This window comes from Neolewinella persica DSM 23188 (assembly GCF_000373105.1).
In the GTDB taxonomy this organism is placed as follows: domain Bacteria; phylum Bacteroidota; class Bacteroidia; order Chitinophagales; family Saprospiraceae; genus Neolewinella; species Neolewinella persica.
This window is the reverse complement of the sequence record NZ_KB890480.1, coordinates 118829-139693: the sequence shown is the minus strand read 5'-3', so window position 1 is coordinate 139693 and position 20865 is coordinate 118829. Positions and strand designations below refer to the sequence as shown.

At 51.0% G+C, this 20865-nt stretch carries 12 protein-coding genes; 6 read left to right on the top strand and 6 right to left on the bottom strand.

What is annotated here, in order from left to right; genetic code table 11:
- Nucleotides 1-141: 141 nt before the first annotated feature.
- Entirely contained in the window at nt 142-318 is a 177-nt protein-coding gene (locus B036_RS33110) for a DUF1059 domain-containing protein (protein ID WP_020571544.1), read from the top strand.
- Nucleotides 319-470: 152 nt separating this feature from the next.
- On the opposite strand, the gene B036_RS0125355 is transcribed toward B036_RS33110, so the two are convergent.
- The 3 genes from B036_RS0125355 to B036_RS0125335 form a co-directional block, all read right to left on the bottom strand.
- Entirely contained in the window at nt 471-737 is a 267-nt protein-coding gene (locus tag B036_RS0125355; protein ID WP_157472441.1) for a hypothetical protein, read from the bottom strand.
- A gap of 218 nt (nt 738-955) precedes the next feature.
- Entirely contained in the window at nt 956-1591 is a 636-nt protein-coding gene (locus tag B036_RS0125345; RefSeq protein WP_026232347.1) for a hypothetical protein, read from the bottom strand.
- A gap of 283 nt (nt 1592-1874) precedes the next feature.
- The gene (locus B036_RS0125335; protein WP_020571540.1) at nt 1875-2762 is read right to left on the bottom strand and encodes a cyanophycinase; all 888 of its coding nucleotides are present in this window, start codon (nt 2760-2762) and stop codon (nt 1875-1877) included.
- 1088 nt (nt 2763-3850) lie between these two features.
- On the opposite strand from B036_RS0125335, the gene B036_RS0125325 reads away from it, so the two are divergent.
- The 5 genes from B036_RS0125325 (at nt 3851) to B036_RS0125300 (ending at nt 14953) form a co-directional block, all read left to right on the top strand.
- Nucleotides 3851-4222 (top strand): PRC-barrel domain-containing protein, encoded by a 372-nt coding sequence (locus B036_RS0125325; protein WP_020571538.1) that lies wholly within the window; start codon nt 3851-3853, stop codon nt 4220-4222.
- A gap of 201 nt (nt 4223-4423) precedes the next feature.
- Entirely contained in the window at nt 4424-6145 is a 1722-nt protein-coding gene (locus B036_RS0125320; protein ID WP_083926323.1) for a T9SS type A sorting domain-containing protein, read from the top strand.
- Nucleotides 6146-6427: 282 nt separating this feature from the next.
- Nucleotides 6428-8689, top strand: coding sequence for a hypothetical protein (locus B036_RS0125315; protein ID WP_020571536.1), 2262 nt, complete (start codon nt 6428-6430; stop codon nt 8687-8689).
- Between the two features lie 340 nt (nt 8690-9029).
- Nucleotides 9030-13754: a DUF5722 domain-containing protein gene (locus B036_RS0125310; protein ID WP_020571535.1), complete on the top strand. Its 4725-nt coding sequence runs from the start codon at nt 9030-9032 to the stop codon at nt 13752-13754.
- 461 nt (nt 13755-14215) lie between these two features.
- Nucleotides 14216-14953: a LytR/AlgR family response regulator transcription factor gene (locus B036_RS0125300; RefSeq protein ID WP_020571534.1), complete on the top strand. Its 738-nt coding sequence runs from the start codon at nt 14216-14218 to the stop codon at nt 14951-14953.
- Between the two features lie 4 nt (nt 14954-14957).
- Here B036_RS0125300 and B036_RS32685 read toward each other — a convergent pair whose 3' ends face one another.
- The 3 genes from B036_RS32685 to B036_RS32675 are packed head-to-tail and all read right to left on the bottom strand — an operon-like array spanning nt 14958 to nt 20774.
- Nucleotides 14958-16835, bottom strand: a complete 1878-nt coding sequence (locus tag B036_RS32685) for a sensor histidine kinase (RefSeq protein ID WP_052334003.1) — start codon at nt 16833-16835, stop codon at nt 14958-14960.
- A 60-nt stretch (nt 16836-16895) separates the two neighbouring features.
- Nucleotides 16896-18791 (bottom strand): sensor histidine kinase, encoded by a 1896-nt coding sequence (locus B036_RS32680; RefSeq protein WP_026232345.1) that lies wholly within the window; start codon nt 18789-18791, stop codon nt 16896-16898.
- Between the two features lie 60 nt (nt 18792-18851).
- Nucleotides 18852-20774, bottom strand: coding sequence for a histidine kinase dimerization/phosphoacceptor domain -containing protein (locus B036_RS32675; RefSeq protein ID WP_245557509.1), 1923 nt, complete (start codon nt 20772-20774; stop codon nt 18852-18854).
- Nucleotides 20775-20865 lie beyond the last annotated feature (91 nt).

The following is a 20865-nucleotide window of genomic DNA, read 5'->3' as shown; positions in this document are numbered from 1 at the left end:
AGTTCGTCACTCCTGTCTGCCGGCGGCCTCCTTTTGATGCAGTAAGTGATTGATTCAGCGTTACCGTTGCATTTAAGTGTTACAACCCGTATATTCAGAAGCGTAAAGGGGAAATAAATAACCATTTCAAACATAAGCACCATGGAAAAAGTCATTAAATGTCGGGACGTAGGATTTGATTGCGACGGCGTAATCAGGGCAAAAACGGAGGAAGAAGCGCTGAAATTAGCGGCTGCACACGCAAAGGCGGCGCATGGATTGGAGGACGTTACACCAGAAGTGGTGAAGAAGATAAAGTCGGTAATGACGGAGGAGTGAGGTAGATGACCTTGGCTAGGATAATTTCGCAGGCAAAAGCACCGATCACGATGAAGTAAGTCCCGGGTGCCCGACAGGTGCCCGTTAACTGCCGGAATTACACCTTCAGCGCCTCACCAGGAAAACCCGTTTTGGCGGAGTCTATCTTGTATTTAATGGTCGAATAGTTTTTCGGCGGCTTCCTGTGCCCTTGGATCATCGTAACGAATCAGATCCGCATACAGCGCAAGGTCTCCGATCAGGCGGTTATTTACATCAGGCATACGTAATGATGGTAGGTTAATAAAACAGTTACCCGCTTTATCCAGGAAGTTGATCTTGTTCTCCCGGCAGTACTCGCGCTGCTGTTCATCGGAGTAACCTAGCAGCAAAATAGCATTAGGCATATCCTTCAGCGCCTGCTTGTGCAGCGCTTTCAACTGCCCCATTGTGAGGCGGGGGCGGACGAAGTACGGGACCGTCTCTCCGTCAACACTCAGTTTACCGTTATGGGAAGCTGATCACCAAACAGATCAGCTAGTCGGTAGACGCTGTGGTCAATAACATCGGTTGCGGTGGAGGCGGGATCAGTAGCCATTCATTCATTTTAAATGGACGAAAAGATAACTTTGTTGCTATTTAGAAAGTTTTGGCTCAACTAATTTATTCGTTTGAGTTTTTCTTCATATTCATCTTTAGAGATCATTCCCAAATCAAGTGCTTTTTGGAGGACCTCAATCTTGACCTGTTTTCGACTTTTCTCAAAACTACTTTTAGTGTCTATTCTCTCGTTTTGGCTATTTATCTTTTGTTCTTCACGGAGTTCACGAAACCTCACCTCGGCCTCCTGTTCAGAAATTAGTCCGTTCAAGAAAAGGTCGTTGATAGATTCGGCCTTAAGGGTAAGCTCTATTTTTGATTCAGTCGGGACAAATAGCTGAGGGCGGAAGTAGAGTAAAGAAAGAGCTATGTGGTATTCGACAAAGCCGAGAACTATCCAAATGATCTTATTGCGGCCAAGTTTATTTGCCTCTACTCCCACGAAATTTGCAGTTACAAACCTTAGGCCAATTGCAATGATCCAATATAGTTCGTTGGACTGTAACAATGCGAAGATTGTAAATACTGTAATACTACCCGCCCAAATAATAAGCCTCCTTTGAGATGAAGACTTCCACTCTAACCTAACCTTGTTGTTTTCCTCACGCATAGCGATGAAGGTAAAAAGTGCGATCATCACTGTAATACCGACAGGGATAGCCCAGGTTAAAATCTGATTTTCATATTGACCCATTATTGAGTGGATTTTATTTAGGGATGGAATACTTTTGCGGTTATTTAAGATTATAGAGATGGGAAGTTAGTCTCTAGCCGTGATATTAGGTTCTTTGAATCCTAATGCAGCTGGCCGGTACAATGGATGCCATCAAAGAGGAAGTCGTAGACGAAGTTTTCGTAGAGGTGTTTAGGGTTGGGGTCTTTCATGGGAGTCTTTTCTTTCTTTTAATATACGCCCTGATATTTTAGACCAAAAGACATCTCCATTAGGTGGAATTAGTTCGTTTATACCCCCCCTCTCAATCAACCAAAACCTCCCTTTTAACCATATCATAACGATCCCCCGCCCGCAAAAAATAAAACTGCCGGTAAGCCGCCGGTAAATCCTTCTGCGCACTCCCTTCCCTCGACCAAAAGCTGCGGTCGTACACCAGCACATAGCTGCGGCCCATCACTTCGAAGGTGTTGCCCTGCACGATGATGGCCGTTTTTTCATCCAGGCCGATGCCCAATAGTTCGGGCCGCTGATCAAGGATGGTAAACAGGTCATTCTGCCGGTTGCGGGCGAGGACGTGTTGGTCGATCGCGATGTTTTTGATGAAACCGAAGCCCACTTCGTGATCGCCCATCATTGTTTGGTTGCCTTTCGTATCCCCGCGCGCCAGGTAAGAACCCTGGATGGTGGCCCCCGCCGAAGAGCCCCCGATGGCACCACCACGGTGCAGGACTTCCCAGAATAATTTCTCCGCCTGCGTACCGGCGTAGGCATCGACCAGGCGCCATTGCCGTCCGCCGCCGAACCAAACGCCTCCGGCATTTTCGAGTGGTGCCGCGAAGTCGGCATCATTGGCTTTATCGGGGTCATCCGTATGCCATACCTGCACTTGTTTGGCCCCTAGTTGCCGCAATGCCTTCGCTATGCCCGCATCCTGATCGTAGGTTGCTTGTCCTCCGGCAGTTGGAATCACCACAATCGGCGCGTCCATTCCTCCGGACAGCTCGATAAATTTCAGGAGGATTTCCTCCCCTGCGCCGCCGCCACCAACAATCACCAGGGACCCTTTTTCGGGGCCAGTGGTCGTTGGTGCCTGCGCAGAAAGCGGAATATTGGTGGCTAGAAAGAGGGCAATCAGGAAGGTAAAAGCAATTAATACTGGTTGAATTTTCATCATAACATTTTTGGTCATTTGGGAAAAGTGTGCTGGTCAACCTCCATGGCACCTGCGGCCCCGCCCTGATGCTTTCTGGCTACCTTTTCTAGGCGCGGACGCAGGTGCAAGGGAGGAGGGTTAGAGGAAGCAAATATTTGGTAATGTTGGCTGGATTTAATTTGACAGAGGGTAAGATTTGGCAAGGTTAGGTAATAGGCCTTTGAAATAAAAATTCAATTTAACCAAAAAACGAAAAATCATGTTTTGGATAATAACAGCAGTTGTAGTGATCGTAATAAGCCTTTGGTGGGTTTTAGGAACAAGCGATACTAGCCCAAACGGTAATGGTAACCCCAAGCCACAGGGAGGTAGTGGATCAGATTGCGGCTCATGTAGTAGGATTAAAGCTTACTATAATGGTTTAAGTAGATGGCAGAAAGTAAAACAAGCTATCTGGTATGGAATTAAGCGGGTAGATTGTTGGGCAAGAGGCTGTAAGATTTAATCTTATAGGAGGTGGTCACTTATCTACCTTTCGACCCCAACATCAGTCGCTCAATATTTCCCACCCAACCGAATCATAACGATCTCCAGTTCGCAGAAAGCGGATTGTGTGCAATTAAAAAGAGGGCGATCAAGAAGGAAATTGCAATTAATACCGGTTGAATTTTCATCATAACATTTTTGGTCATTTGGGAAAAGTGTGCTGGTCAACCTCCATGGCACCTGCGGCCCCGCCCTGATTATTCTTTGGGCGCGGACGCAGGATGCAAAGAAGGTTAATAGAAGCAGGGCACCCCCGCCCGGAACGGTGGTTCTTACTGACACAAAGTACGGTAATGAGCAGTTGTTGCAGGGGTTGCAGTTGTTACAATGGTTCCAGTTGTTGCAACGGTTGACACGATATGATTGGGCTGAACAGAATGTTAAGTGGGGGGCAACATCTCCCAAATATCACATCAAATAAACAAATTATTCTAAATAATTAAAAATAAACGCTTTAAACATTAAACAATTTTAATACTTGTGTTGTTATGATAGTGTATTAAGCAACGAAGCGGGACTGAAACCCTTATTTACAGATTTATTTTTTTTATTCGACCCGCAGCAAAATTTTTAGTTTTATGAATTCCCCAATTTTAAGTTCATCCAGTATCACCGGAACCCACGTCACTAACAATAAAGGCGAACAACTCGGTGAAATTAAGGATCTCATGATTGACACCAACACCGGTACCGTAAATTATGCCGTATTGACCTTCGGCGGCTTCCTGGGCCTCGGCGATAAGTATTTCGCCATACCATTTGAAGCGTTTACGGTAAACGAGACGACGGAGAAATTCGCCCTCAACGTCAGCAAAGACGTGCTCGAGAATGCCCCCGGCTTCGATAAGGACAACTGGCCAAAGACCAGCGACACCAGTTTCTGGAACGGCCTGTATGACCACTACGGCGTGAAACGCCGACCATTTGTAGGTCAAAACACCTACGCCTAAATTAAATTGAGGCATTCAAAAGCCCCGCTGAACTTCGGTTCACCGGGGCTTTTTTCGTTTGCCCGAGACTGAGGTCGCCAAATATCCTACATATGAGGGATTGACCTCAACCCCCAACGAGCAGAACTTGCAGGGTAGTTCTCAAGTGCAGGCCAGGAGGCATACCCTCAGCCGAGCACACAACGCTCACCCTAAGAATTAATGATGCTCACCCGTTACCCATACTTTCCAACCTTATTACTGCTCTTTTTTTCCCTTAGTGCACCAATTACGGCCCAAACTCTTTTGCGCAATATCGGGCAGGACTCGCTCCTCGGCACCACCGAACTCGGAAGCTCCAGCCCAATAGAATTTACGCGCCTCAACGACACAGAGTTCGTCTTCCAGGGCTTCGTTTCAGGCTTCGAGCTAGGCAACTTACACGTCAGTGACGGAACCGAGGCAGGGACCAATAAAGTTGGAACCGTTACAGCTCAGGGCCAGATGATCCACTTCCAGGGGCGGGTATATTTTGCCGGGACGGACTTTGCAGGCGGACAAGCCACGATCGGCCTGTGGGTCACCGACGGTACGGCAGAAGGTACTGAACTGGTTTTTGCCAGCGAAGCGGGGTCAGCTACCTTTCCTCTCGACCCAAAAGACTTCTTTGTGCTGGATACCCTCTTACTTTTTTCCGGCCTGACCATCACGCACGGAACAGAGCTATGGCGCACCGATGGTACCGCAGCGGGAACCCGTTTGATCGCTGATGTGAATCCCGATGGCGACGGCTATGCGGGAGGAGAACCCACCGTAGTCGACTCCATCCTTTATTTCGCGGGTTACACCCCAGACGCAGGCGTAGAACCCTGGCGTACCGACGGTACCCCGGAGGGTACCTGGATGATCGCCGATATGAACCCCGGCCCCCAAAACAGTGGCGCGGCCTTCTTTACCGCCAGCGGTGGTTTTATTTACTTCTCTGCCCTGGCACCGGGCTCTGGCCGGGAGGTACGCAGGATGAGACCAGAACGGGGAAGCGCCATCGAGCTGATCGGTGAAGGAGGAGGATCAACGGACAGCAGCGATCCCCGGTACTTTGTCGACGCAGACGGCACCCTGTTTTACGTTGCCCAGACCGAGGGCGCGGATGGCCTGGAACTGATGCGATACAACCACGTCGGCGAACCCGAAGTAATGGGCCCTACGGACATCTTCCCGCAAATCCTAAAGCCCTTTGGCAACGGACGAATCGTCTTCAAAGCCCGGAACGCCAACGGCACGGAACTGTGGATTTCTGACGGCACCTCCGGGGGCACACACCCCATCACTGACCTCTACGCTGGCCCGAACGACGGTGTCTTCCCCAACGTTAGTGCGGAGAGTTTTCACGTTTACCAGGACTCATTGGTGTATTACGCCGGTGCCGACGGCACCGCAGCCGATGGAGAATTTGTGTACGAACTGTTCGTCACCGATGGTACCGAAGCCGGCACCGTACTGGTCTCGGATCAGGTACCTGGAACGGAAGGCAGCAACCCCGGAAATTTCTTCACCTTCCGGGAACGGGTGTACTTCGCAGCCACCGACCCTTTGGTTGGCAGGGAACCTTTTTACCTCGGTCCGGGGGAGCCACCGGTCAGCATTTTTCGGCCGGTCGTCTCCAGCCTGAGGCTGCAGGCACGCGTATTCCCAAACCCCATTCGTGCTGGTGCGGCGTTCCGGTTAGAGATGGAGCTGGACACGCCCCTTAAGCTGACCGCCGGGCTGTATGACCTCCGGGGTGTACTCGTTCGTGATCTTCCACTACCGTCTGGACAACTTCAGGTTGGAAACCATTCCATGCCGTGGCAACTACCGGCGGATATTTCTTCGGGGATTTACTTTATCCGGCTGATTAGTGAGGGGAAAGTGGCCTCGCTGCGTGTGGTGGTGGCGGAGTAAAATATTTTATACCCGCAACGCTGATCAGGCGCTAAAGTGAGTGTCTCTATTTTACAATCAACCTGGGATTCGGCAAATAATTGAAGGAGAGAATAATTGATTGTTGGGGCGACTGTGTCAATAAGTAAGTGCTCATTTTAGCCCTTGATTCGCATTTGCCCTGGCAATATATTGAGCATCCGCCCTCCCGATGGGAAGGCGGATTTTTACGTGTTAAAACTAAAGTTATAGCGTAACGGATGGCAAAACCACCGAATTTAGTGATAAACAAACCGATTCCTTATGTTACGCCAAACCGATTGTCACCAACCTCCCACCACTCCTGACCAACGCCTTATTGCCCTGGCCTTCGACCGCAAGGGCAAGCTTCTCGCCCAGGGCGAGATCGATGAAGGAGTAGCCTACTTCAAACTGAAGCCGGCCGAGCTACGCCGCTCCCGCGTCTTCGTCCTTCCTGAACCCGACGACGGGCTCCCATTGGAAACCCTCAGCCTGGAGCAGGTCGCTGATCTCACCACCTTCGAACCCCGGCTTAACCTGACGGATGACGGCGGTGTGCGACTGGGCATCATCCCCGACAGCCTCACCTTACGCTGGTTCTGGAAGCGATGCTGCGTTCGCGGTCGTATTACCAACCGTGCCAGTGTGGAAGGCAGCTTCGAGACCTACCCGGTCTGTAATGCCACCGTTCACATTTGCGAAGTAGACCGTATCCGTCTCTGGATCGAACGAATTCCGGAACACCTCCTTGATCGGCTGCGTTACGGGCTGATCGAGCGCATTCCCCGGCCGCAACCTCCGTTCCCCGATCCCCCCTTCAACCGTTTACGGCTAAACCCCCAACCAGCACCTCCTTCTCTTAACCTGTCAGTAGCCGCCGCCGGGTTTGATCCCCAGCCGGAGCCACCGGGTAGTTCAGGCTTTAACCTGGGACTGGAAGAAGTCGGTTTCAACCCACAGCCAGATCCACCGATACAGCTGGCAAACGCAGCAGACCTCGGTCGTTTACAAAACCTGCAAATCCAGCTCCCCAATCTCCCCGGCACTGATTTCCGCCGGCTGCTGGTGGATGAGTTTCAACTCCTCCGCCCTTACTTCTGCTTTTTCCCTTACATCTGGCCTTACATTTATCGCTGTGATGAAGTTGCCGTAGTGGAAACCGATAACAATGGCCGCTACGAAGCCTGTTTCTGGCACCAGGAGACTGCTCCCGATATTTATATCTGGATCGAATATCCTTTCACTACCGGTACGGAAACGGTTTACCGTCCGCACCTTTCCTGCTATACCCGGTGGAACCACGATTGTGCCAGCGATCTCGACGTACAGCTGCGAAACAATCGCATCCCGCCCGTTTGTGGCGTCGGGCTGATCGGTACTTCCGTAGCCATTAGGGCAGTTGGGCACAGCGTCTCTCCGCTGGCAATCGAGCAGACCTTCAACCGGACCATACCCGTGCCGGGCAACGCTAATTTTCGGACGGTGGGCCTCACCAATTACGCCACTGGCGGACTGGGGAGCTACAGCCCCCTGCTGACGGGGCAACACTTACGGCCCTATTTGGGCAGCTTCCCGCTCATCGCTCAGTTCGGCAGTGCCCTGCCGGCGGCAGGTGTCCATTACTTCCAGGTCAGGTACCGGAAAGTCCACTCCCCTACCCTTGCGGGAACAGGCTCGCCAAACGCTGGTTGGAAAACCTTGCATAGTGGAGGATTAAGCCGGACCCACGTGCGCCCGGACGGACTCGATTTTAAATACGGCAGCTATTCTCTTGGTCCGCTGACCGTAGGTGGAGAGGAGGTTTACCGCATCCCGCCATTTGATCCCCAGGATCCCGGCGTGGACGGCATACCACCGTCTACCGAACCTTTGGCGCGTTGGACACGGTACGACCGGGTACGCATCGGGCAAGTGAATGCCAACGGACTCGATGGAGACGGTTTGTACGAATTTCAGATTCGCTTCCTCAACGAAAGTGGTGCCCCTGCGGCAGTAGGCCCTGACTTTTACCGGGTTCCGAGCACGTCCGACGCCAGTGAAACGATGGCTGCACCCGGTGCATTCATCCTTACCGATGGTAGCTCTTCCAGCTTCCGCTTCAAACTGCGGATTGATACGAGTGCGCCGACCATGGCCATCGAAGGCGTTAGCCTGGACGGTGACCCTGACGCAATGACGGACTGTGGTTTCGTGGAATACGCGAACCTCAACCAGCAAGTGGGCTTAACCTTTACGGCCAGCCACCCGCAGGATTTCGCGCTTTTCAATTTCAATCTGGAGCGCGGTCGGAGACTGGCGACCACCAATCATTTTGCACTGGGAGATGCCCGGGGCATGGTATCCGGCAGTAAAACGCCTTATTCCCTTGGGGCCGATGGTAAGTATCGTGCCAACTTCTCCGTAAATGACTTACTGATTGGCTGTGGAGGTAAAGCGGCCTTTTCAGAAGTACTTACGGTACGGGGCTTGCACACGGACGGTCATCACGCGCATAATTTTTTCGCGCGTTCGATCAGTAATTCTTTCGCACTGGCGCCGGAATAGAGCTACCACAGACTTCTCGACCATTGCTCTTCGCCCGTTTCCGTTTTCCGGAAGCGGGCGATTTTTTGTGTGTCCGCTACTCGAGTACTCATGCGCGCTTAACGAAGTGGGAGTCGAGCGGGCAAGGCCTACCGTAGCCATCAGGTAAATTTTGGCCAGGGCCCAAGAAGATTTGTTGGACGGCGGGCCCTCAGACACAACGAATTAAAGAAACAATCCCCCTTCCTTTTATACAACATCTCCTATAGAGAAAAAGCTAAACTGACCCGTACAGTACAGGACGCTTACCCTTTCCTGGCCCCCCAACTTTACGACGGAATCAAAATAAACCCGTTTTATCATGCAAAAATGTTTACTGTTTTTACCCCTGCTTTTTCTAACCTTCTGCTGCACCAGCGTCCGCGCCCAAACCTTCGACCTGACGTTTAACCTGGCCAGCGCCAGCCAGATGAACATCAATGAGCCGGTACCTGGGACCTACGACATTACCACCACCGGGAATGACGCCAAGATATCCGTTAACCCCTTCATGCCCGGCCCATATGACCCGAGTCAGGTGTACGTAATCAGTTTCGATTACTTCGCGGGGCCCGGCCTGGATGATTTAGAAATATTCTACGGCCTGCCCATCAGCGCCCAACGCAAAGCCAGCTGGGAAGACCTGCCCGCCACGCCCAACGGTGCCCGCACCTTCAAGGCCTTCATGAAATATGAGGTAAGTAACTGGGGGAGCCCCTACCAGGCCTTCCGCTTCGACATCAGTAAGCGCGCTGGCCAGAGCATCCGAATCAGCAACATCAAACTTCGTGCGCCGACCGCTACCGAGGTTATTCCGCTGACGCTGAATCCGGGCGAGATCAATGCCAATGCCACCACCGTTACGGACAACGGCGACGGAAGCCTCACCATCGCCACCTCTGGCGCGGACCCCTATATCGCTACGCTCCCTTTCACCGACGCTTACGACCCGGAACAGACCTTCGTGCTGCAGTATGACTATTCCGGTGACGCGCTCGACGACTTCCGTGTCTTTTTCGGCGATCCCTGGACCCCCACCCGGATGTCCGAATTCGGCCCGCTGGCCGGAGCGGCCACCACGACCCGCTTCACCGGCTTCATGCAGGAAGGCGACGTGAACTGGATTGATGGCGCCGTGGACAAACTTCGGCTCGACTTCGGCCGGCAGCCCGGCAAAACCATTACCGTCAGCAACCTCGTCCTGCGCGAACCGACTAACGCCGAGGCCAACTCCATTGTCCCTCCCGTCATCCTGGAGACGGTGCCGTTGGAACTTGACGTTAACAACAGCAGCGGCGGCATGAACGCCACCGAAACTGCTCCCGGTGAGTACGTGCTCAACACTAGCGGTAACGACCCCTGGATCCGGAGCAAAACCGTCACGGAGCTTTACAATATCGACTCCACCTACATCATCGAGTTCGAATATAAATCGGACGATTCGTACAACGTGCTGGAGATCTTCTTCGGCCCGCCCATCAACGCCAGCCAGCTGCTGAACACCGGAGAGTTACCCGCCGCAACGGACTGGACGACCAGAACGATCAACCCCCGTATACTGCTCGACAACTTCCAGACCACGCAGCGCAATGACTTCCGTTTCGACTTCGGCAAGAACGAAAATGCCAGCAAGCAGATCTCCATCCGCAATCTTGTTATCCGCAAGCCGACGGCTCAAGAGAAGATCGACGAAGAGAACAGCGATAAGTTCATCAGCCGAGCGATCAACCTCCAGTTCAACCAGTACCGCACCCGCACCTACGCCGATAAGGTGACGGAAGTAAAGGTGGACTCCACCCTGGTCACGATCAATGGTACAGTAACCGGTGCCGGCCCTTATTTCCTGGCCGAGATCAACCCCGAAGACTATGGTTTCAACCTCGAAACCTTCGAAAATGTCCTGCCGCTCACCGTTACAGACGGAGCCTTCACGGTTCAACAGCCACGCTACGCGGCACTTGCCGACCGTAACAAGGACCGCCTTTACGCCCGCTGGGCCGTAGTGACAGACGACGGCGACGGGACCTACACCAAGACCTCTCCCATGAGCTGGGCGACGGACATTACCTACGCGGCCGAAAATAACCTGGCGGAAGAGAAAGCCGCCAGTCAGAAAGGACTCGACGGCCTGACCCCCAACACCCTTTCTAATTTCGATGACCTGACCGATCTGGGCATTACCAGCATGAAGATCAACCTGATCCTCAACGGTGTTTTTGCGGCCAACCCTAATGCCAGTACGACGACCCACGAGTTCAACGGTAAGACGTACAACATTAACCAGAACTTCGTCAATAACCTTGACAGCCGGATCAAAGCTTGTACCGACGCAGGCATCAAGACTTCCTTCGTGTTGCTGATTCCGATCAACTTCACCAACCCGCTGCTCGATAGCATCTTTACTCACCCGGACGCCAGCCTCGGCCTGTACAGCATGGCCAACGTTACCGATGCCCGAGGCATTGAGCATTACACGATGTTGGTTGACTTTCTTGCGAAGCGCTACTCCCGCCCCGATGGGCTTTACGGCCGCCTGGACCAGTGGATCATCCACAATGAGGTAGACGCTCATACGAGCTGGACGCACGCCGGCGAGAAGCCCGCGCCGCTCTACTCCCAGATCTACGACCGCAGCATGCGCATGGTTCACTTCACGGCCCGTAAATACAACCCGACGGCGAAGGTCTTCGGTTCCTACACCAAACACTTTGCCAGTAAGGTAGGTGGCGAGAACGGCCCTAATTTCCGCTCCAAGGAGATCCTGACCACCATCAACAATCTTATGAAGCTGGAAGGCGATTACGAGTGGGGCATCGGCTGGCACTCCTACCCCACCAACCTACGCAACCCCGCCGTTTGGAACGACGCCATCAGCGCCACTCCGCTCAACTTCAACGCCGCCCAGATCACGCCCCGTAACCTGGAGGTAATCGACGCTTTTGTACGCCAGGAAAGCTGGTTGTATAACGGCAAAAAGGTGCGGACGATCCTCCTGTCGGAGAATGGTTTCAGTAGTAATACGGCCACCAGCCCCGCCTTCACCCAAGAGCGTCAGGCTGCCGCTTTGGCTTACTTTTGGAAAAAGACCGACCAGCGGCTTTCCGCCATCGAGAACATCCAGTACCACCGCTGGGTAGATAACCCTTTCGAGGGTGGTTTGCTCTTCGGCCTGTGGACCGGTAGCACCATACGCCCGGATTCCTTCAACGTGAAAAAGCCAAGTTGGTTTGTGTGGGAAGCTGCTGGCACCGCCAACGAAGACGCTGTGCTCGACTCATACAAATCCGTGATCGGCATCAATGACTGGTCGGAGATCCAGTTCAATTTTGCCAGCGAGACCACGCCCTACCGGGTACTGATGAACGTCGTGAACTGCGACGATGACCTGACCGACGTACTGGTCAGCTTCAACGGTGAGCACAAGTTTCCGCAGGCCGATGGTACGGTAAGTTTCTTCAACGTAGCCTCCAACGTAGACCAGCCGCTGATGATCAGTAAAGGTGGTGTGCCATTAGTTGTGGACACACTGAGTGTAGGCGATGACCTGGAGCTGAATTTTGACCTTCAGGCGGTCGCCAATCTCACGGCAACGGGCGTTTCCGTGACGGAGATTGCGCTTTCGTGGACCGATCTGGGCGGGGGCGCAGGTGCAGGGTTTGTGGTGGAGCGCAGTGAAGACGGCGCACCCTTCGCTACCCTGGCCACGGTAACTGATACGAACTACACCGATGCTACGGTTACTGCCGGCACGGACTACGCTTACCGCGTTGCTGCCCTGCTAACCGCCAACACGACCTCCTGTTTCTCTGATCCGGCAACGGTGACCGCTCCCTTCCTGGTAGTCGATTACCGGAACGGCGACAACAACAAGCCAACCAATAACAAGATTGCCCCGCGCCTCCAACTGCGCAACGAATCGGATATGCCCGTTGGCCTGAACGACATTACCGTAAGGTACTGGTTTACGGCAGAGAACCTGGCGCCGCTGAATTTCTGGGTCGACTACGCCGCTCTGGGCACCAACGATGTCTCGGGATCCTTCGTCGCTCTGGATGGCCCCTACACCGGCGCCGACCATTACCTGGAGATGAGTTTCAATACCTCCTTCGAGGTGCCGGCCAACGGTAATACCGGCGACATCAAAACCCGCATCACGAAGGCTAACTGGACGAACTTTGACGAGACGGATGATTACAGCGTTGCCAACGGCAACAGTTTCGTAGAAACCACCACAATTACCCTTTACCGCAACGGGGAACTGATCTGGGGTACCGAGCCTACGCCCGTAGCGCCGGTGGTAAGCCTGAAGGCAATGCATAAGAATACGGACAACGCCGGTAACAACACCATCAAACCGGAGCTGAATCTGGTGAACGATGGCAATGTACCCGTCGATTATGCTGACCTAACCTTACGTTACTGGTTTACACCGGAAGGCACGTCGACCGTAACCCCTAACCTGGATTACGCCGTATTGGGTGCTGCTAACGTCACCCGTCAAATCGTTGACGCTGGTGACCTGACGGGCGGTTCACGTTACCTTGAAGTCGGATTCGATGCCAGTCTTGGCCAGTTGGGTGCCGGCAGTGAAACGGGACAGATGAAGTTCCGGTTGGCGAAGGATAACTGGTCTAACTTTGACGAGACGGATGACCACTCTTACCAGGCTACAGGCAACAACTCACTGGTCAACCTGAACATTACGGCCTACCTCAACGGCAGTCTGGTGTGGGGAATTGAACCTGCCGCTGCGCCGCTGGCTAAGAATACTGCTCCTCCAACGGAACTATTGACTGCACCTGCGTTCACCGCCCAACTCTCCCCTAATCCTGCTGTGGATTACACGGACCTGAACTGGGATACAGACATCAAAGCCGTTGACCATATTTACCTGCTTAATGTGCGTGGCCAGCGCCTGCCCGTCCGCACGGAAATCTCCGGCAGCCGCCTACGGGTTCGCCTTGGCGACATTCCAAATGGCCTCTATATTTTCGGTGGCACCATAAACGGAACTACCGTGGCCCAGCGGATCGTCGTTAAGCGATAATAAGTTATTAGCACTGTAATTATGAGCGCCCGCCTCTCCATTATGGAGGGCGGGCGTTTTATTTTCCTGGCACGCCGGAGAGTTGGGAAGCTGATTCCCCGAGTGCCGGCAAATCAGCCTTACCTGAAGAAAGCGACCGTTCCCTGACTATTTATGCCTCTTGACTTAAAACGATAGCAAGCAACGCTACCGTCGGCTTATTTTTGCGATAACAGGACAACATAGATAATATAGTTTTCTATTAAATTGAATTTGATTTTTTTGAGACACACATTTTGAACAGTACTTTTACCGGAGCAGGCTACAGGCCTGCTCCGGTTTTTTTGTCTGCGGAAATAACAAGCTCGATAAATACCTTGTAACTTCAAGCGATTATCCAGGCTTTCGATTTTTTCCAGAGACGAAAATCTGCCGAATGGCGTGTTCATAAGAATTCAAAGTATTGTCGTTAGCAAAAACCCATGAAAAAGAAAAACATCCTCATTGTAGAAGATGAGCCCATTATCGCTGCCGACCTACAGGACCGGTTGACCGAGCTCGGTTACCAGGTAATGGCCAACGTAGATAGTGGTGAAGGAGCTATATTAAAAGTGAATAATCAAGTCCCGGACCTGATTTTGATGGACATTAAGTTGGCCGGCAAGCTTGACGGAATAGAGACTGCCTTACTGCTGCGCAAAACGACCAATGCATCGTTGGTTTTTCTGACCAGTAATTCTGACGACGCCATGTTTCGCCGTGCGCGCCAGGCGCGGCCTCAGGCCTTCCTCTCCAAGCCTTATCGGGGCCGGGACCTGGTCCATGCGATTGAGCTGGCCATAGGGAGAGCTTCTTCCGAACAGTTGCCGGTTGCCTTTGCAAAAGAAGATTCAGTTCAGGCGACGCAGGATCGCCTCTTCATCAAGGTTAAAGAAAGGTTAGTCCGCCTGATGTTCACCGACATACTCTACCTTGAAGCTGACGATTATTATTGCAAGGTGTACACCAAAGACAAGGAGTACCTGGCTACAAAGACCTTAAAGAAAATCAGCGCTCAGTTGCCTGCGGAATCGCCTTTCTTTCGTTGCCACCGTTCTTACGTAGTAAACCTGAACCGGATTACGGAGATCAGCGAACTCTATGTATTTCTTGACAAGCATAAAGTGCCCCTGAGTAGGTCGAAACGTGCGGAGATCCTGGTATTGGTTAATAAGATGTAGGCACTTATTCTGAGAAGACAATCTCTACGCCGTAGCCACTACCTTCGAGCATTCGTAATGACCCTTTCAGTTTCCTGGTCAGTAATCCAATAAGGTTTGTACCGTAAGAAGTACCGTCGGCCCGTTTTTTCGCTGCGCCGCTCCCCACACCATCATCGGATACCTCCAACCTCAGCCGACCTTCCTCACGATGTAATGCGATCTCAATTGTTCCTTCCCGTCCTTCAGGAAAAGCATACTTAAGGGAATTGGTTACTAACTCATTGATGATGAGCCCGAGGGGAATGGCTTTATCAACGTCAAGCCTCAAATCTGCTACGTCATAAAATATTTCCACCTGCTCTTCCAGCCGGTAGGCATCGAGCAGTGTTTCGCCCAGGTCTTTGAGGTATTCGGGCATATGTACTGAGGTGACCTCTGTTCCTTGATACAACTTATTGTGAATCAGCCCCATCGCACTTACCCTACTCTGGCTTTCCAACAGGGCTTCGTGGCCTTTGTCGTCGCCGGACTCCAGGCCACGACGTTGTATTTGCAACAAACTGGAAACGACCTGCAGGTTGTTCTTCACCCGATGGTGAATTTCCCCGATCAGGACTTCCTTGTCCGTTAGCAATTGTTCTTTTTCAAGGTTACGCTTTTTCAGCTGCCGGCTGAGGAAGAAGAAGGTGATTCCCGTTACCAGTGCAAGCAGGAGCCCAAAAATTGTTACGTAAAGAATAATTTTCTGACGAGCCAGTTGTTCTTTCTGAAGAAGGATTTCGGCTTCCTTCTCTTCCGTCTTGTACTTTTTTTCGAGTTCCAGAAGATTTTTGATGTTTTCCGCAGCCTGTAATGAATCTTGCTCAGCTTCCATCAGTTTACCATACCAGGCTACACTATCGTACTGAGACTGGTTCAGACCAGTTGTCCGCAAGGCTTGGTAAATTCTTTTAAGTTCTACGGGGTTGTTCGAGGTTTCTTTGACTAGCCTGGCTGCTTCCAATAGTATATTCCGAGCTTCATCATGGCGACCAATTCGCTGTAATAATATGCCTCTGCTGATCATCCACCAAGCGTATTTCTGGTCACCTTCCATGGCCTTCAGAATTTCATAATCTTTAAGTGCTTCGGTATAATTTCCCAACGCAGTATTAGCGTCCGCGCGCGCACTTAATATGTTCCCCATTTCAAGGTCCAACTCATATTCTTCTGTTATCTTTAGTGCTTCCTCCGCCAGACGCAAGCCCTTTTCCGGATAGCCTAAAAAGGTAAGGTTGTCCGACGCAGAGCAGAGAACTGAGGCCAGGATGTCAACATATTCGCTTTGACGCGCCAGTGCGATGGCAGTAGAATCATAGATCATCGTCAATTCGTAATTACCTAAGCTCGAACTTATACCAGACATCATCTGATATATCCTGGCCTCGTCATATAAGTCTCCCGAGTCATGATATTTTTTGGCCAGAGCGGAAGCCAGTTCAGCAGATTCTTTAGTGTATCCCCCAACCATCAACAGCTCTATCTTAGTCGCGTAGGATTCTGCTAACAAGAACAGCTGATTACTTTCAATAGCGTATTTAATACCTTCTTCAATGTATGCCAGGCCTTTTTCCACCTTGCCGGTGTTGAGGTTATACACGCTACGATTCGAATAAATAAGGGCCAGGCTCCAGGGATCTTCCAACTCATGAGCTAATGCAATTGCCTGCTCAAACAATGTATCAGGCACTAAATCACCAACATTAATCAGGTCCGTAAGGAGTTCGTTAAGGCGCTCCAGGTGATGAGTATCCCGAGGGGTGGCCAGTATTGAATCAAGCCGTCCAGGGAACGCTTGTGCGGATAGCGACGCGGTCAGCGGTAAGCAAAACATCAAAAGAAGGAGAAAAGTACGATACATTTTAGACGTTGTTTTTCGAAACGCATAAGTCCGGGTGCTGATCCATAAAATGAGGCGTATTTAATTGTTCACCAGCCTTTGTTCCGGGAATCGTATTTCAACACCGTATCCCTTGCCGTTAAGTATTTTGATCTCTCCCTTAAGTTTTTTAGTAAGTAGTCCGATCAGGTTCGTACCATAGGAAGTACTGTCGGTACGGTTTTCTGCCGCCGCGCTTCCTACCCCGTTATCGGTTACTTCCAGCCGCACCCGACCATTATCACGGTGCAGTGCAATTTCAATAGTTCCCTCACGGCCTTTAGGAAAAGCATATTTAAGGGAATTGGTTACTAGCTCATTTATGATGAGCCCCAGGGGAATCGCGTTATCTACGTCCAGCCTTATATCTGCTACGTCAAAAAATATTTCCACTTGTTCCTCCAACCGGTAGGCATCAAGTAGGGTTTCTCCCAGGTCTTTAAGATATTCGGGCATGTGAACTGAGGTGACCTCCTTCCCTTGATATAGTTTATTGTGAATCAGCCCCATGGCACTAACCCTACTCTGGCTCTCCAGCAGGGCTTCGCGGCCTTTCTCGTCGTCAGATTTTAATCCGCGACGCTGTATTTGCAGTAAACTGGAGACGACCTGCAGGTTGTTCTTTACCCGGTGATGAATTTCCCCGATCAGGGTTTCCTTATCCGTCAGCAGTTGCTCCTTTTCAAAGTTGCTTTTTTTCAGCCCTTGGCTGAGACGGAAGAACACGATTCCCATGACAAGCGCTAGTAACAGTCCACAAATCGTTGCGTAAAGTTTAATTTGCTGACGAGCAAGTTGCACTTGCTGCAGACGGATTTCTGCTTCTTTTTCTTCCGTCTTATATTTTTTCTTGAGTTCAAAAAGATTTTTGATGTTTTCAGCAGCCTGTAATGAATCTTGTTGCGCATCCATCAGCTTACTGTACCAGGTCACCGTATCGTACTGTACCTGATTCAGCCCTACTGTTTGCAAGGCCTCGTAACATCTCTTGAGCTCCATTGGGTCATTTGAGGTGGATTTGATTATGTTTTCAGCCTCCAGCAGCAATGCCCGGGCTTCGTTGTGGCGACCTATTCGCTGTAGAAGTAAGCCTTTGCTTGTCATTTGCCAGGTTATTTTCTGATTGCCTTCGCCTACCGTAAGCAGGTTGTAATCTTCCATTGCCCTTGCATAGTTTCCCAATGAGGTATTTGCCTCCGCCCGCGCGCCCAACGCGTTCTCTATACCGAACTTATTATCTTCTTCCCGCGCAATCGCCAATGATTCCTCCGCCAGCTTTAAGGCACCTTCCGGATCGCCCAAAAGGCTTCGGTTTACTGATGCGGCCAGTAGGGCCCGGCTTAAGGTCATTGGTAAACCACTAAGCCGGGCCAGTTCGATGGCGGTGGAGTCATAAGCTATCGCGAGCGTATAATTCCCAACACTGGAACTCAAGGTAGATAGTAAACCATAAGCTTCGGTTTCACCAATTAAATCTCCGGAGGCATGGAACTCCTTAACCAGTTCCGAAGCTCTTCCAGCAGCCTCTTCGGTATCTCCGCCGACCATTAAAAGGATTACCTCGTCTATAGAGGCGTAGCGTGCCAGCCCATCTTGCCCACTCGCGCGGGCATACTTCCTGGCCTGAGCTACATTTTCCAGGCCTTTTGTTACTTCTCCCCCATTCAAATAATAGAGATAGCGCCCCGTGTAAAGGGCTGCCAGACCCCGGTTATCGTTTAAATCGTGGGCCAGCTCCAGGCCCCGCTCAAATAAGATGTCGGGTACTTCCATCATCTTGAGTGCGTAACTATCTGACAATTCAACCAACGCCCGGACCTGATGTGTATCCCGCGGGCTGGCGAGTACTGAATCAAGCCGCTCCGTTAGCGATTGACCAAAAAGCGACGCCGCCATTGGCAAGCAAGACATCAAGAAGAGGAAAATAAGTCGATTCATTTAAGTCAATGTTTTTCTATGCGCATAAATCCAGTTACTGATCAATAGATGAGAGCAAAGTCAATCGTTTACCAGTCCTTGTTCCGGAAACCGTATTTCAACTCCGTACCCCTGCCCCTCCAGTACCTTGATCTCTCCCTTAAGTTTTTTAGTCAGCAGCCTTATCAGATTACTGCCAAAAGAAGTACTGTCAGCGCGTTTTTTCGCACCAGCAGTTCCCACTCCGTTATCGGCCACCACCAGGAGAAGCTGATCATTTTCTCGATACAAAGCAATCTCGATTGTTCCTTCTTGTCCTTTGGGGAAAGCGTATTTCATCGCATTCGTTACCAGTTCATTGATGATGAGTCCGAGATGGATGGCAATATCTACTTTCAGGTTAATGTCTGCTACGTCGTAGAATATTTCCACTTGTTCTTCCAGCCGATAGGCATCGAGCAAGGTTTCCCCCAGGTCTTCGAGGTATTCCGGCATGTGTACTGAAGTGACCTCCTTGCCCTGATACAGTTTTATGTGAATAAGCCCCATGGCTCCTACCCTACTCTGACTCTCCAGCAGGGCTTCTTGGCCCTTCTCATCGTCGGAATCCAAACCACGGCGCTGCAATTGCAACAGACTGGAAACGACCTGCAAGTTATTCTTCACCCGGTGATGAATTTCACCGATCAGGGTTTCCTTTTCCGACAGCAGTTGCTCTTTTTCAAGGTTGCTCTTTTCCAGCCTTTGGCTGAGGCGGAAGAAGATGATTCCCATAATAAGCGCTAGTAACAGCCCGCAAGCCGTTGCGTAAAGTTTTACTCTCTGACGGGCAAGTTGTTCTTCCTGCGCCTGACGGGCAAGTTGTTCCTGTTGCAGCCGAATTTCCGCTTCCTTTTCTTCAGCCTTATATTTTTCTTCGAGCTCAAGGAGGTTCCTGATGTTTTTCGCCGTCTGTAGCGAGTCTTGCTCCGTCTCCATCAGTTTGCCGTACCAGGCAACGCTATCGTATTGTGCCTGATTCAGGCCCACCGTTTGCAAAGCCTGATAACACCTTTTAAGCTCCAGGGGGTTGTTTGAAGTTGCTTTAATCAACTGGACCGCCTCCAACAACAGTTTTCGAGCTTCTTCGTGACGGCCAATTCGCTGCAGTAGTATTCCCCTGCCAATCATCCACCAACTATATCCCTGATCTCCTTCCAGCTCCTTAAGTAATTCATGATCTTTAAGTGCTTCGGCATAGTTTCCCAGCGCGGTATTCGCTACCGCACGCGAATTAAGTAAGTTACCAATTTCAAATTCCAGCTTATTTTCTTCTGCGACTACTAATGCTTCCTCAGCCAAGAGCAAGCCTTTTTCCGGATAACCTAAAAGGTTGTAATTATCTGACGAGGAGCAAAGAATTGACGCTAAGAGGCCCGGATTATTAATTTGTCGCGCTAGTGCGATAGCGATTGAATCATACATCATCGTCAACTCATAATTTCCTAAGCTGGCACTTATCTTAGATAGCAACTGATAGGCTTCAGCCTCATTGTAAAAGTCTCCAGTCTTGTGATATTCTTTTGCCTGGGCGGAAGCAAGTTCGGCAGATTCTTTAGTATTCCCTCCGACCATCAACAATTCCATCTTAACAGTATAAGAAAACGGTAGCCAATCGGCCTGGTTACTTGCAATTGCGTATTTAATGGCTTCGTCTATGTTGACTAAGCCTTTTCCCACCTCGCCCATGTTCAGGTTGTACACGCTTTGGTTTGCATGAAGAACGGTCAGGCTCAAGGTGTCATGCAGCTCATGAGCCAATGCCAATGCCCGCTCAAACAGCGTATCATGTACTATCTCACCAGTATTTATTAGTTCCTTATGGAGATTGCGAAACTTCCTCATTTGATGTGAATCCCGAGGACTGGCCAGTATTGGATCAAGCCGCTCGGCAAGCGACTGAGCCAAAAGCGATGCTACAAGCGGCAAGCAGAGCATCACGAGAAAGAGGCGGAGACGATACATTTCAAATGGGTATTACTTTAAAGAGGTGTAACCTTGGGGATCATATACCTACTTAGCGGGGACGAGTAACCAAAACAGCATCAATGTGAAG

What these genes read in the sequence shown, in the direction of transcription:
- B036_RS33110 (WP_020571544.1), top strand. Translation starts at nt 142, where the DNA reads ATGGAAAAAGTCATTAAATGTCGGGACGTAGGATTTGATTGCGACGGC.
- B036_RS0125345 (WP_026232347.1), bottom strand. Translation starts at nt 1,591, where the DNA reads ATGGGTCAATATGAAAATCAGATTTTAACCTGGGCTATCCCTGTCGGT.
- B036_RS0125335 (WP_020571540.1), bottom strand. Translation starts at nt 2,762, where the DNA reads ATGACCAAAAATGTTATGATGAAAATTCAACCAGTATTAATTGCTTTT.
- B036_RS0125325 (WP_020571538.1), top strand. Translation starts at nt 3,851, where the DNA reads ATGAATTCCCCAATTTTAAGTTCATCCAGTATCACCGGAACCCACGTC.
- B036_RS0125320 (WP_083926323.1), top strand. Translation starts at nt 4,424, where the DNA reads ATGATGCTCACCCGTTACCCATACTTTCCAACCTTATTACTGCTCTTT.
- B036_RS0125315 (WP_020571536.1), top strand. Translation starts at nt 6,428, where the DNA reads ATGTTACGCCAAACCGATTGTCACCAACCTCCCACCACTCCTGACCAA.
- B036_RS0125310 (WP_020571535.1), top strand. Translation starts at nt 9,030, where the DNA reads ATGCAAAAATGTTTACTGTTTTTACCCCTGCTTTTTCTAACCTTCTGC.
- B036_RS0125300 (WP_020571534.1), top strand. Translation starts at nt 14,216, where the DNA reads ATGAAAAAGAAAAACATCCTCATTGTAGAAGATGAGCCCATTATCGCT.
- B036_RS32685 (WP_052334003.1), bottom strand. Translation starts at nt 16,835, where the DNA reads ATGTATCGTACTTTTCTCCTTCTTTTGATGTTTTGCTTACCGCTGACC.
- B036_RS32680 (WP_026232345.1), bottom strand. Translation starts at nt 18,791, where the DNA reads ATGAATCGACTTATTTTCCTCTTCTTGATGTCTTGCTTGCCAATGGCG.
- B036_RS32675 (WP_245557509.1), bottom strand. Translation starts at nt 20,774, where the DNA reads ATGTATCGTCTCCGCCTCTTTCTCGTGATGCTCTGCTTGCCGCTTGTA.